This window comes from Klebsiella sp. PCX (genome assembly GCF_021869705.1).
Classification (GTDB): Bacteria; Pseudomonadota; Gammaproteobacteria; order Enterobacterales; family Enterobacteriaceae; genus Klebsiella; species Klebsiella quasipneumoniae.
In genome coordinates this window covers 4,661,894-4,675,138 of sequence record NZ_CP091527.1, presented here as the reverse complement: position 1 = coordinate 4,675,138, position 13,245 = coordinate 4,661,894, and the positions used below count along the sequence as shown (strand labels likewise).

Below are 13,245 nucleotides of genomic sequence, written 5' to 3'. Positions count from 1 at the left end.
GCCTGAAGGTCCGGGGTGGCTTACCCGCTGCCCCAGGTCTTTACTGACACGAGAATACGCATAGCCTATGAAGCCAATTTTTAGCCGTGGCCCCTCGCTACAGATTCGCCTTATTCTGGCGGTGCTGGTGGCGCTTGGCGTGATTATCGCCGACAGCCGCCTGGGTACGTTCAGTCAAATCAGAACGTACATGGATACAGCCGTCAGCCCTTTCTACTTTGTCTCTAATGGTCCCCGGGAACTGCTCGACAGCGTATCGCAGACGCTGGCTACCCGTGACCAGCTCGAACTGGAAAACCGCGCGCTGCGTCAGGAGCTGTTGTTGAAAAACAGCGATCTGCTGATGCTGGGCCAGTACAAGCAGGAGAACGCGCGCCTGCGTGAACTGCTTGGCTCGCCGCTGCGCCAGGACGAGCAAAAAATGGTGACCCAGGTCATCTCAACGGTCAACGACCCCTATAGCGATCAGGTGGTTATCGATAAGGGCAGCGTCAACGGCGTCTACGAAGGCCAGCCGGTTATCAGCGATAAAGGCGTGGTGGGGCAGGTCGTGGCGGTAGCGAAAATGACCAGCCGGGTACTGCTGATCTGTGATGCCACCCATGCGTTGCCGATCCAGGTCCTGCGTAACGACATTCGCGTCATTGCCGCCGGTAACGGCTGCACCGACGACCTCCAGCTTGAGCATCTGCCGGCCAATACCGATATTCGCGTCGGCGATGTGCTGGTGACCTCCGGTCTTGGCGGCCGTTTCCCGGAAGGGTACCCGGTTGGGGTTGTCTCTTCAGTGAAACTGGACACCCAGCGCGCCTACACGGTGATCCAGGCGCGTCCGACGGCCGGTCTGCAGCGTTTGCGCTATCTGCTGCTGCTGTGGGGCGCCGATCGCAATGGCGCTAACCCGATGACTCCGGAAGAGGTTCATCGCGTGGCTAACGAACGCCTGATGCAGATGATGCCGCAGGTGTTGCCTGCGCCGGATGCCATGGGGCCGCAGATGCCGGCGCCCGCCACCGGGCTGACGCCGTCTCAGCCGTCTCAGCCGTCTCAGCCGTCGCAGCCTGCAGGGGGGCAATAGTGGCAAGTTACCGTAGCCAGGGACGCTGGGTTATCTGGCTCTCGTTTCTTATCGCGCTATTGCTGCAAATTATGCCCTGGCCGGCGGACATCAGCGTTTTCCGGCCCAACTGGGTATTATTGATCCTGCTGTACTGGATCCTCGCGCTGCCGCACCGGGTGAACGTGGGGACGGGCTTCGTGATGGGGGCTATTCTTGATCTCATCAGCGGCTCGACGCTGGGCGTTCGCGCGCTGTCCTTGAGCATCGTCGCCTATCTGGTGGCGCTGAAGTATCAGCTGTTCCGTAACCTGGCGCTGTGGCAACAGGCGCTGGTGGTCATGCTGTTATCCCTCGCCGTGGATATCATTGTTTTCTGGGCAGAGTTTTTAGTGATCAACGTCTCTTTCCGTCCGGAAGTATTCTGGAGTAGTGTAGTAAACGGTATCCTCTGGCCATGGCTCTTCCTGCTGATGCGTAAAGTGCGTCAGCAATTTGCAGTGCAATAAGGTTGATATGACAACTCTGTATCTTGCTTCTGGTTCCCCGCGTCGGCAGGAACTGCTGACTCAGCTTGGTCTCGCGTTCGAGCGTCTGGTTCCTGGTATCGAGGAGCAGCGCCAGCCGCAGGAGAGCGCACAGCACTATGTCGTCCGTCTGGCGCGTGAAAAGGCGCAGGCCGGAGTGGCGCTGGCATCGCGGGATTTGCCGGTGTTGGGAGCGGATACGATTGTTATTTTGAACGGCGAAGTGCTGGAAAAACCGCGCGACGCCGAACACGCTGCAGCGATGCTGCGCCTGCTTTCCGGCCAAACCCATCAGGTCATGACCGCGGTGGCGCTGGCGGATAAGCAGCAGACGTTGGATTGTATGGTGGTCACGGAAGTGACCTTCCGAACGCTCAGCGAGCAGGATATCGCCGATTATGTGGCCAGCGGCGAGCCTTTAGATAAAGCAGGTGCATACGGTATTCAAGGGTTGGGTGGCTGCTTCGTCAGGAAGATTAATGGCAGCTATCACGCCGTAGTCGGCTTACCGCTGGTGGAAACGTATGAGTTGCTCAGTAACTTTAACTCACTGCGTAAAGAAAAGGGATAAAGATGACGGCTGAATTATTAGTGAACGTAACGCCATCCGAAACGCGCGTTGCGTATATTGATGGCGGTATTCTGCAGGAAATCCATATTGAGCGTGAAGCGCGACGCGGAATAGTAGGCAATATCTACAAAGGTCGTGTTAGCCGAGTGCTGCCGGGAATGCAGGCGGCTTTTGTAGATATTGGTCTGGATAAGGCGGCGTTCCTCCACGCCTCCGATATCATGCCGCATACCGAATGCGTTGCCGGTGAGGAGCAAAAGCAGTTTACCGTGCGCGATATTTCGGAGCTGGTGCGTCAGGGCCAGGACCTGATGGTTCAGGTGGTTAAAGATCCGCTCGGTACCAAAGGCGCGCGTCTGACCACCGATATTACCCTGCCTTCCCGCTATCTGGTTTTTATGCCAGGCGCCTCCCACGTGGGGGTCTCTCAGCGGATTGAAAGCGAAGCCGAGCGCGAGCGGCTGAAAAAGGTCGTGGCAGAGTACTGCGACGAGCAGGGCGGGTTTATCATTCGCACCGCCGCGGAAGGGGTCCACGAGCAGGAGATGGCCGCCGATGCCGCCTATCTTAAGCGCGTATGGACCAAAGTGATGGAGCGCAAAAAGCGCAACCAGACCCGCTATCAGCTGTACGGCGAGCTGGCCCTGGCTCAGCGCGTGCTGCGGGATTTTGCCGATGCGCATCTCGATCGTATTCGCGTCGACTCGCGGCTGACCTATGAGGCGCTGCTGGAATTTACCGCCGAATATATTCCGGAAATGACCAGCAAGCTGGAACACTACAGCGGCCGTCAGCCGATATTCGATCTCTTTGACGTTGAGAACGAAATTCAGCGCGCGCTGGAGCGTAAAGTCGAGCTCAAGTCCGGGGGCTATCTGATCATCGACCAGACCGAGGCGATGACCACCATCGATATCAACACCGGAGCGTTTGTTGGGCACCGCAATCTTGACGATACTATCTTCAATACCAATATCGAAGCCACCCAGGCGATAGCCCGCCAGCTGCGTTTGCGTAACCTCGGCGGCATTATCATCATTGATTTCATCGACATGAACAATGAAGACCATCGCCGGCGGGTGTTGCACTCCCTGGAGCAGGCCCTCAGCAAAGACCGGGTGAAGACCAGCATCAACGGTTTCTCCCAGCTGGGTCTGGTGGAGATGACCCGGAAACGCACCCGCGAAAGCGTGGAGCATGTGCTGTGCAACGAATGCCCGACCTGCCACGGACGCGGAACGGTAAAGTCCGTGGAAACGGTATGCTATGAGATTATGCGTGAGATCGTTCGCGTGCATCATGCTTATGATTCCGATCGCTTCCTGGTCTATGCTTCCCCTGCGGTGGCGGAAACCCTGAAAGGGGAAGAGTCGCATGCGCTGGCGGAAGTGGAGATCTTTGTCGGCAAGCAGGTGAAGGTACAAATTGAGCCGCTCTATAATCAAGAGCAGTTCGATGTGGTTATGATGTAATACACCGCGTCATTGTGCGGCTGACAAGGAGAGAGGCGTGAGGCGACTGCCCGGGATTTTATTGCTCACCGTGGCAACATTGATTGTTATCGTCGCGCTGCTGGTGAGTGGCTTGCGTCTCGTGTTGCCGCAGCTCGACGCCTGGCGTCCGCAGCTGCTGGAGAAAATCTCCGCCCTCACCGGCACGCCGGTGGATGCCTCGCAGATCGCCGCCAGCTGGCAAACTTTTGGCCCAACATTAGATGTCCGCGATATTCATGTTGGGCTGAAGGATGGCGGGACAATGGCGGTCAAGCGCGTGACCCTGGCGCTGGACGTCTGGCAAAGTCTGCTGCATATGCGCTGGCAGTTTCGCGATCTCACCTTCTGGCAGCTGCAGGTCCATACCAATACCCCGATTCAGACCAATGACGGCGGCGAAAGTCTGAAAACCGACCGCATCAGCGATCTCTTTTTACGTCAGTTCGACCACTTTACTCTGCGCGACAGCCATCTGAGCTTCCTGACCATTTCTGGTCAGCGGGCGGAGCTGGCGGTCCCGCAGCTGACCTGGCTTAACGGCAGGAACCGTCACCGCGCCGAGGGGCAGCTCAGCCTTTCCAGTCTCACCGGCCAGCATGGCGTCATGCAGGTGCGGATGGATCTCCGCGATGAGGATGGCCTGCTGAATAAAGGCCGGGTCTGGCTGCAGGCTGACGATATTGACGTCAAACCCTGGCTGGGCCGCTGGATGCAGGACAATATCGCGCTGAAAAGCGCCCGCTTCAGCCTCGAAGGCTGGATGACTATTGAAAAAGGCGATGTAGCCAGCGGCGACGTATGGCTGAAAAAAGGGGGCGCCAGCTGGCAAGGGGATAGCGAGGTTCATCATCTGTCAGTGGATAACCTGACGGCGCATCTCTCTCACGACAAGCAGAGCTGGGGCTTCTATATTCCCGATACGCGGATCGCGATCGACGATAAACCGTGGCCAAGCGGCGCGCTGGCGATGGCGTGGATCCCGGGGCAGGATGTCGGTGGCGACGGTCATCAGCGTAGCGATGAATTACGTATTCGCGCCAGCAATTTAGCGCTCAGTGGCCTGAGCGGATTACAGCCGTTTGCCGATAAGCTGGCGCCTTCTTTGGGCGAACTCTGGCGCACCACGCAGCCCAGCGGCAAAATCAATCTGCTGGCTCTCGATATTCCCCTGCAGGCGACGGAGAAAACGCGCTTTCAGGCGCAGTGGAGCGATCTGGCGTGGAAGCAGTGGAAACTCCTGCCGGGAGCGGAACACTTTTCCGGCAGCCTGAATGGCAGCGTGGAGCACGGGGAACTGCGCGCCCGCATGACGAAGGCGCAGATGCCGTATGCCGGAGTTTTCCGGGCCCCGCTGGAGATCGCCGCTGGCGAAGCCACCCTCAGCTGGGTGAAAAATGACAAAGGCTTTATGCTTGATGGCCGCGATATTGACGTGCAGGCGACGGGGGTACGCGCCCGCGGCGGCTTCCGCTATCTGCAACCGCAGGGGGACGATCCGTGGCTGGGCATTCTGGCGGGGATCAGCACCAACGATGGCGGCCAGGCGTGGCGTTACTTCCCGGAAAACCTGATGGGCAAAGCGCTGGTGGACTATCTCAGCGGCGCGATTAAAGCCGGGCAGGCCCGCGATGCGACGCTGGTATATGGCGGTAACCCACATCTGTTCCCGTATCCGCACAATGAAGGCCAGTTCCAGGTTTACGTCCCGCTGAAGAATGCCACTTTCGCTTTTCAACCGGACTGGCCGGCGCTGACCGGGCTGAATATCGACCTCAATTTTATCAACAGCGGCCTGTGGATGCGGGCGGATAAAGCGATGCTCGGCAATGTGACCGCCAGCAATCTCGATGCCGTGATCCCGGATTATGCGCAGGAAAAACTGCTGATTGATGCTGACATCAAAGGCCCGGGCAAAGAGGTGGGCCCTTATTTCAACACCACGCCATTGAAAGCGTCGCTCGGGGCAGCGCTGGATTCCCTGCAACTGGATGGGGATGTGAGCGCTCGCTTACATCTGAATATCCCCCTCGACGGCGAGATGACCACCGCGAAAGGCGATGTACGGCTGCAGAATAATACCTTGTTTATCAAACCGCTAGATACTACGTTGCAGAACCTGAGCGGTAATTTCAGCTTCGTGAATGGCGATCTTAATAGTCAAACGTTGAGCGCGACCTGGTTTAATCAGCCGCTGAACCTCAATTTTTCCACCCGCGAAGGCGAAAAAGCGTTTCTGGTGGATGTCGGGATGAATGCCACCTGGCAGCCGTCGCGCACCGGGCTGCTGCCGAAAGCGGTTAATGAGACGCTGAGCGGTAGCGTTCCGTGGGAGGGCAAGGTCGCTATCGAGCTGCCGTACCATGGCAATCCCAGCTATAAGGTTGATATCAATGGCGATCTGAAGAATGTGAGCAGTCACTTACCTTCACCGGTCAACAAGTCCGCTGGCGAACCCCTGCCGGTCAAAATTAACGTCGCCGGCGGTCTGAGCAGCTTCGACCTGACCGGATCCGTTGGCGCGAAGAATCATATCAACAGCCGCTGGTTGCTGAACCGTAAGCTGACGCTGGACAGAGCGATCCTCACGACGGATAGCAAAGGCCTCTCTCCGCTGCCCGACCAGTCCGGCGTTGAACTCAATCTGCCGCCGATGGATGGCGCGCAGTGGCTGGCGCTGTTCCAGAAGGGCGCGGCGAATGAAGTCAGCAGCAGCGTACTCTTTCCACCGCGCATTGTGCTGCGTACGCCGTCGCTGGCGCTGGCCGGCCAGCAATGGAACAACGTCAGCCTGATGTCGCAGCCGGTCGCCGGCGGCTCGCAGGTTGAGGCGCAGGGGCGTGAGATCAACGCCACCCTGACGATGCGCGACAATGCCCCGTGGCTGGCAAATGTGCGTTATCTCTATTTCAACCCGGCCAGCGCCAGCGGCAAGGGCGGAACGGAGAACGTGACTTCTCAGGCGGAGACGCGGCTGGATTTCCACGGCTGGCCCGATCTGCAACTGCGCTGCGCGGAATGCTGGCTGTGGGGGCAAAAATATGGCCGCATCGACGGCGATGTGACGATCAAGGGCGATACCTTAACGCTCTCCAACGGCCTGGTGGATACCGGGTTTGGCCGGCTGACGACCGACGGCGTGTGGGTTAACGCCCCTTCCGGGGTGCGCACCTCGCTGAAAGGCAGACTGCATGGCAATAAAACGGATGAATTTGCGGATTTCTTTGGCGTTTCCACACCGGTGAAGGATTCGCCGTTTGATATCGACTACGATCTCCACTGGCGCGCGCCGCCCTGGTCACCCGATGTCGCCTCGCTCAATGGGATCATTAAAAGCCACCTCGGCAAGGGGCAGTTTACCGACCTGAGTACCGGACATGCAGGCCAGCTGCTGCGTTTGCTGAGCGTCGATGCCCTACTGCGCAAACTGCGCTTCGACTTCAGCGATACCTTCAGCGAAGGTTTTTACTTTGACTCGATTAACAGTACGGCATGGATTAAGGATGGCGTACTGCATACCGATGATACGCTGGTGGATGGTCTGGAGGCGGACATTGCCATGAAAGGGTCGGTCGATCTGGTGCGTCGCCAGCTGGATCTGCAGGCGGTGGTAGCGCCGGAGATCTCCGCGACCGTCGGCGTGGCGGCGGCTTTTGCTGTCAACCCGATTGTCGGCGCGGCGGTGTTTGCCGCCAGCAAGGTGCTGGGGCCGCTGTGGAACAAAGTCTCGATACTGCGCTATCGCATCACCGGCCCGATTGACCAGCCGCAGATCAATGAAGTGCTGCGCCAGGCGCGCAGCAACAAAAAGCAATGATTTGACGATTGCCGGGAATTGCCGCAATCTCAATAGATAGCCTTCTGTATTTCCGCCTGTCAGGCGGCAACAAACGAGTAGCATAACGATGAGTCTGAACCTGGTAAGTGAACAATTACTGTCGGCAAATGGCCTGAATCATCAGGACCTGTTTGCCATTCTTGGTCAACTGACCGAGCGCCGCCTCGATTACGGCGATCTTTATTTTCAGTCGAGCTATCACGAATCCTGGGTTCTGGAAGACAGCATCATTAAAGATGGGTCGTACAATATCGACCAGGGCGTAGGCGTGCGCGCCGTCAGCGGCGAAAAAACGGGCTTTGCCTACGCTGACCAGATCAGCAAGCTGGCGCTGGAGCAGAGCGCCCAGGCGGCGCGGACCATTGTGCGCGAGACCGGCAATGGCAAAGTACAGACCCTCGGCGCCGTAGAGCACAGCGCCCTCTATACCAGCATCGACCCGCTGCAGAGTATGAGCCGGGAAGAGAAGCTGGATATTCTCCGCCGGGTCGACAAAGTCGCTCGCGCGGCGGATCAGCGTGTGCAGGAGGTTTCGGCCAGCCTGAGCGGCGTCTATGAACTGATTCTGGTGGCCGCCACCGACGGCACTCTGGCCGCGGACGTTCGTCCGCTGGTGCGCCTCTCGATCAGCGTACTGGTGGAAGAGGACGGCAAACGCGAGCGCGGCAGCAGCGGCGGCGGCGGGCGTTTTGGCTATGACTATTTCCTCGCCTCTCAGGAGGGCGAAGTGCGGGCCGACGCCTGGGCGAAAGAAGCGGTGCGCATGGCGCTGGTTAACCTCTCGGCGGTCGCCGCCCCGGCGGGAATGCTGCCGGTGGTGCTCGGCGCCGGCTGGCCTGGCGTCCTGCTGCACGAAGCGGTCGGTCACGGCCTGGAAGGCGATTTCAACCGTCGCGGCACCTCGGTCTTCAGCGGCCATATGGGGGAATTAGTCGCCTCTGAACTGTGCACCGTCGTGGACGACGGCACCATCGTCGACCGTCGTGGCTCGGTGGCTATCGATGATGAAGGCACGCCGGGTCAATACAATGTGCTGATCGAAAACGGCATCCTGAAAGGCTACATGCAGGATAAACTCAATGCGCGTCTGATGGGCGTCGCGCCGACCGGCAACGGCCGCCGTGAATCCTATGCCCATCTGCCGATGCCGCGTATGACCAACACCTATATGCTGGCGGGCCAGTCCACGCCACAGGAGATTATCGAGTCGGTGGACTATGGTATCTTCGCGCCTAACTTCGGCGGCGGGCAGGTGGATATCACCTCCGGTAAGTTTGTCTTCTCCACCTCCGAGGCCTATCTGATCGAAAAAGGCAAGGTCACGAAGGCGGTGAAAGGGGCTACCCTGATCGGCTCCGGGATTGAGACCATGCAGCAGATTTCGATGGTGGGTAACGATCTGCGTCTGGATAACGGCGTCGGCGTCTGTGGCAAAGAGGGCCAGAGCGTGCCGGTGGGCGTTGGCCAGCCGACCCTGAAGGTCGATAATCTTACCGTCGGCGGCACCGCCTGATCCTGACCGGGTTCCCGGCGTCGCCGGGAACCGCTTCAGCGGGCGATCCCTCTCCCGTGCATCCCCTGATAGATCTTCGCCACGTCGACAAAATATTCCGTCAGATAGTTGATACAGACCTGCACTTTCAGCGGCAGTTTATCCTTTTCGGTGTACAGGGCGTAAACCGGCCGCGGATCGGACTGGTAGCTCGGCAGCAGGATCTCAAGCTCACCACGATTGATCTCTTCGATCGCCCACATCAACGGCACATAGGCGATACCCACCCCGGCGGTCAGCCAGCGCACCAGCGTCATGGGGTCGTTGGTCACAAAGCGCCCCTGTGGGGTCAGGCGGGTTGAGATCCCTTCCGGCGCGATAATGACAAACTCATTGTCCGGCCGCACGCTATATTCCAGCCAGGCATGCCCGGTAAGATCGGCCGGTTTCTCCGGATTGCCAGCCTGCGCCAGATAGCTTTTCGCGGCGCATAATACCATCGGCATTGATCCCAGGCGGCGGGAAAAAAGGCTGGAATCCTGCAGGGCACCCACGCGGATCACCACGTCAAGACCGTCGGCGATCAGGTCCGGCGCAGGTATGCCGGTGACCAGATTGACGGAGAGCCCGGGGTATTCTTTCAGCATTTTCGCCGTTATGCGCGCCAGAACATTCTGTGCCATAGTTGAAGAGCAGCCGATACGCAGCGTCCCGATGGGGGTGTTGTTAAATGCGTATAATTGCTCATGGACATCCTGCGCTTCAAACAGCATCCTACGGCAGCCCTGATAGTAAATTTTACCCGCTTCCGTTAAGCCAAGGCTGCGGGTGCTGCGGTTGAGCAGCTTCACCTGCAGTTCATCTTCCAGTTTGGCGACGGTCTGACTGATTGAGGAAACGCTCATCTGAAGCTGGCGGGCCGCTGCGGTGAAGGAACCTAATTCGACCACTTTGGCGAAAACGGACATGCGCTTTAATCGTTCCATTATTCACTCTGGCTTAAAAGTGATTTAGATCACACATTGTAGATAATGCGGCAATCGTTACGTTAATATATTGTTAGCTACATAATAAACGCATCTGCTCACTACCTGTACGCTTCTTATTCAAGGTCATCATGAGTCTGTTTCCTGTCATCGTGATTTTCGGCTTATCGTTTCCGCCGATCTTCTTCGAGTTGCTGTTGTCGCTGGCCATCTTCTGGCTGGTGCACCGATTGCTGGTTCCGACCGGCATTTACGATTTTGTCTGGCACCCTGCACTGTTTAATACGGCGCTATATTGCTGCCTTTTTTATTTGATATCGCGCTTGTTCGTTTGAGGTTGATGTGAAAACACTAACAAGAAATATCCTCCGTACTGCTATTACCGTGATACTGGTCATTTTGGCCTTCGTAGCGATTTTCCGCGCCTGGGTTTACTACACCGCCTCGCCGTGGACGCGGGATGCGCGCTTTAGCGCCGACATTGTGGCCATTGCCCCCGACGTCTCCGGGCTGATCTCCCAGGTAAACGTCAAGGATAACCAACTGGTTAAGAAAGACCAGGTATTGTTCGTTATTGACCAGCCTCGTTACCAAAAAGCGCTGGCGCAGGCGGAAGCCGATGTTGCCTACTACCAGACGTTAGCCCAGGAAAAACGTGTCGAAGCCGGTCGGCGTAATAAGCTTGGCGTCCAGGCGATGTCGCGGGAAGAGATTGACCAGGCGAACAATGTGCTGCAGACGGTTGAGCATCAGCTGGCGAAAGCGGTGGCCAGCCGCGACCTGGCCAGACTGGACCTGGAGCGCACGGAGATTCGCGCCCCTGCGGATGGTTGGGTAACCAACCTTAACGTCTATACCGGGGAATTTATCACCCGCGGCTCCACGGCGGTGGCGCTGGTGAAAGAGAATACATTTTACGTCATGGCCTATCTGGAAGAGACCAAACTGGAAGGCGTCCGTCCTGGCTATCGGGCGGAAATTACCCCGCTTGGCAGCAGCAAAACCATTAAAGGCACGGTGGACAGTATCGCTGCGGGGGTAACCAACGCCAGCAGCAGCAGCGACTCGAAAGGGATGGCCTCGGTGGATTCCAACCTTGAATGGGTGCGTCTGGCGCAGCGTGTGCCGGTACGTATTCGTCTTGACCACCAGCAGGGGAATCTGTGGCCATCGGGCACCACGGCGACGGTGGTGATCACCGGTAAAGAAGACCGTGATACCAGCCAGGCCAACTTCTTCCAGAAACTGGCTATGCGCCTGCGCGAATTCGGTTAATCGCTATGGGGACATATACTATTGCTCCCCAGCATCTCCGCTTTGCCATTAAGCTTGCATGCGCGGTGGTGCTGGCGCTGTTCGTCGGCTTCCATTTTCAGCTCGAAACGCCGCGCTGGGCGGTGCTGACCGCGGCAATCGTCGCCGCTGGCCCGGCCTTTGCCGCCGGGGGAGAGCCGTACTCCGGCGCGATCCGCTATCGTGGCATGTTGCGTATTGCCGGGACCTTTATCGGCTGTATTGCGGCGCTGGTTATCATCATCCTGATGATCCGCGCCCCTCTGCTGATGATGCTGGTCTGCTGCCTGTGGGCCGGGTTTTGTACCTGGGTTTCGTCGCTGGTCAAGGTCGAAAACTCCTATGCCTGGGGACTGGCCGGCTACACCGCGCTGATTATCATTATTACCATCCACACCGATCCGATGCTGGCGCCGCAGTTTGCCGTTGAGCGCTGCAGCGAAATTGTCATCGGGATTGTCAGCGCCATCGTCGCCGATCTGCTTTTCTCCCCGCGTTCGATTAAAAAAGAGATCGACCTTGAGCTGGATAACCTGCTGATTGCCCAGTATAAGCTGATGCAGTTATGCGTTGCGCACGGCGAAAAAGAGGAAGTGGATCAGGCCTGGGGAGCGCTGGTGCGTCGCACCACGGCGCTGGAAGGCATGCGCAGTAACCTGATTATGGAATCCTCTCGCTGGGCTAAGGCGAATCAACGCCTGAAGGCGATCAATACCCTCTCGCTAACGCTTATCACCCAGGCTTGCGAAACCTACCTGATTCAGAACTCGCGACCGGAAATGGTGACGGACGACTACCGCGAGCTGTTTGCTGAGCCGGTTGAGACAGTGCAGGATGTTCACCAGCAGCTGAAGCGTATGCGTCGCTTCCTGACCTGGAAAGGCGAGCATAATACGCCGGTCACCATCTACAGCTGGGTAGGCGCAGCCACCCGTTACCTGCTGCTTAAGCGTGGCGTGGTGGGCAATACCAAAATCAGCCGTATCGAAGACGGTGTATTGCGCGGCGAAACGGTGGTTAAAGTGGAGTCCGCCGAGCGTCACCACGCGATGGTGAACTTCTGGCGCACCTCCGTCTCCTGTATCCTCGGGACGCTGTTCTGGCTGTGGACGGGCTGGACCTCAGGCAGCGGGGCGATGGTAATGATTGCCGTGGTTACCGCGCTGGCGATGCGTCTACCTAACCCGAGAATGGTGGCGATAGACTTCCTCTACGGTACTCTGGCGGCGTTACCGCTGGGTACCCTGTACTTTCTGGTGATCATGCCGGCGACGCAGCAGAGTATGCTGCTGCTCTGTATCAGCCTGGCGGCGATGGCGTTTTTTATCGGTATCGAAGTGCAGAAAAGGCGCCTCGGATCGCTGGGGGCGCTGGCGAGCACCATCAACATTCTGGTGCTGGATAACCCGATGCAATTCCAGTTCAGTCAGTTCCTCGACAGCGCGCTGGGGCAGATCGTCGGCTGTTTCCTCGCCTTGATGGTGATTCTGATTGTCAGGGATAACTCCCGGGCAAGAACCGGTCGGGTGCTGCTGAACCAGTTTGTCTCAGCGGCGGTCTCTTCGCTGACCACCAATTCGGCGCGTCGCAAAGAGAATCATCTGCCCGCGCTCTATCAGCAGCTGTTTTTGTTGCTCAACAAATTTCCCGGCGATGTCGCCCGTTTCCGTCTGGCGTTGACGTTAATCATTGCCCACCAGCGCCTGCGCGATGCGCCCGTGCCGGTGAACGAGGATTTATCGGCGTTCCATCGCCAGCTGCGACGTACTGCGGATCATGTGATTTCCGCCGGGAGCGATGATAAGCGTCGGCGCTACTTTACCCGGCTGCTGGCGGAGCTTGATGTTTATCAGGAGAAGCTGCGGGTCTGGGAGGCTTCGCCGCAGGTGACCGAGCCGGTACGGCGACTGGTTGAGATGTTGCACAAGTACCAGCATGTGCTGACCAGCAGTTAACCCATAAACCGACGCCCAGGCGTCGGTTTTTTTATC

10 protein-coding genes are annotated in these 13,245 nt (G+C 58.0%); 9 read left to right on the top strand and 1 reads right to left on the bottom strand.

All coding sequences use genetic code 11. From position 1 onward, the window contains the following. Positions 1 to 67 precede the first annotated feature (67 nt). The 6 genes from mreC to tldD all read left to right on the top strand — a co-directional run bounded on the left by mreC (position 68) and on the right by tldD (position 8,996). Positions 68 to 1,078, top strand: a complete 1,011-nt coding sequence (mreC, locus tag GQR96_RS22365) for a rod shape-determining protein MreC (protein WP_065905119.1) — start codon at positions 68 to 70, stop codon at positions 1,076 to 1,078. Continuing rightward, the gene (gene mreD / locus GQR96_RS22360) at positions 1,078 to 1,566 is read left to right on the top strand and encodes a rod shape-determining protein MreD (protein WP_002918648.1); all 489 of its coding nucleotides are present in this window, start codon (positions 1,078 to 1,080) and stop codon (positions 1,564 to 1,566) included. The genes mreC and mreD overlap by 1 nt, the downstream gene beginning before the upstream one ends. A 7-nt stretch (positions 1,567 to 1,573) precedes the next feature. Then, positions 1,574 to 2,155 (top strand): Maf family protein, encoded by a 582-nt coding sequence (locus GQR96_RS22355; protein WP_049003413.1) that lies wholly within the window; start codon positions 1,574 to 1,576, stop codon positions 2,153 to 2,155. 2 nt (positions 2,156 to 2,157) lie between these two features. Next, a complete protein-coding gene (gene rng / locus GQR96_RS22350) occupies positions 2,158 to 3,627 on the top strand; it encodes a ribonuclease G (RefSeq protein ID WP_004206239.1) in 1,470 nt (489 codons plus the stop codon). A gap of 37 nt (positions 3,628 to 3,664) precedes the next feature. Continuing rightward, a complete protein-coding gene (gene yhdP / locus GQR96_RS22345) occupies positions 3,665 to 7,462 on the top strand; it encodes an AsmA2 domain-containing protein YhdP (RefSeq protein ID WP_065905117.1) in 3,798 nt (1,265 codons plus the stop codon). Positions 7,463 to 7,550: 88 nt separating this feature from the next. Then, positions 7,551 to 8,996 carry a metalloprotease TldD gene (gene tldD / locus GQR96_RS22340; protein ID WP_065905115.1) on the top strand — a complete coding sequence of 482 codons (1,446 nt, stop codon included), beginning with the start codon at positions 7,551 to 7,553 and terminating at the stop codon, positions 8,994 to 8,996. Positions 8,997 to 9,031: 35 nt separating this feature from the next. On the opposite strand, the gene aaeR is transcribed toward tldD, so the two are convergent. Continuing rightward, the gene (gene aaeR / locus GQR96_RS22335; RefSeq protein ID WP_004206235.1) at positions 9,032 to 9,961 is read right to left on the bottom strand and encodes an HTH-type transcriptional activator AaeR; all 930 of its coding nucleotides are present in this window, start codon (positions 9,959 to 9,961) and stop codon (positions 9,032 to 9,034) included. A 131-nt stretch (positions 9,962 to 10,092) separates the two neighbouring features. On the opposite strand from aaeR, the gene aaeX reads away from it, so the two are divergent. The 3 genes from aaeX to aaeB are packed head-to-tail and all read left to right on the top strand — an operon-like array spanning position 10,093 to position 13,209. Then, positions 10,093 to 10,296, top strand: coding sequence for a p-hydroxybenzoic acid efflux pump operon protein AaeX (gene aaeX, locus GQR96_RS22330; protein WP_002918640.1), 204 nt, complete (start codon positions 10,093 to 10,095; stop codon positions 10,294 to 10,296). Positions 10,297 to 10,303: 7 nt separating this feature from the next. Then, entirely contained in the window at positions 10,304 to 11,236 is a 933-nt protein-coding gene (aaeA, locus tag GQR96_RS22325; RefSeq protein WP_004206234.1) for a p-hydroxybenzoic acid efflux pump subunit AaeA, read from the top strand. A 5-nt stretch (positions 11,237 to 11,241) separates the two neighbouring features. Next, positions 11,242 to 13,209: a p-hydroxybenzoic acid efflux pump subunit AaeB gene (aaeB, locus tag GQR96_RS22320; RefSeq protein ID WP_004206233.1), complete on the top strand. Its 1,968-nt coding sequence runs from the start codon at positions 11,242 to 11,244 to the stop codon at positions 13,207 to 13,209. Positions 13,210 to 13,245 lie beyond the last annotated feature (36 nt).

Coding starts and splice junctions, on each gene's coding strand:
- aaeX (WP_002918640.1), top strand. CDS start 10,093: ATGAGTCTGTTTCCTGTCATCGTGATTTTCGGCTTATCGTTTCCGCCG.
- aaeB (WP_004206233.1), top strand. CDS start 11,242: ATGGGGACATATACTATTGCTCCCCAGCATCTCCGCTTTGCCATTAAG.
- rng (WP_004206239.1), top strand. CDS start 2,158: ATGACGGCTGAATTATTAGTGAACGTAACGCCATCCGAAACGCGCGTT.
- mreC (WP_065905119.1), top strand. CDS start 68: ATGAAGCCAATTTTTAGCCGTGGCCCCTCGCTACAGATTCGCCTTATT.
- GQR96_RS22355 (WP_049003413.1), top strand. CDS start 1,574: ATGACAACTCTGTATCTTGCTTCTGGTTCCCCGCGTCGGCAGGAACTG.
- tldD (WP_065905115.1), top strand. CDS start 7,551: ATGAGTCTGAACCTGGTAAGTGAACAATTACTGTCGGCAAATGGCCTG.
- aaeR (WP_004206235.1), bottom strand. CDS start 9,961: ATGGAACGATTAAAGCGCATGTCCGTTTTCGCCAAAGTGGTCGAATTA.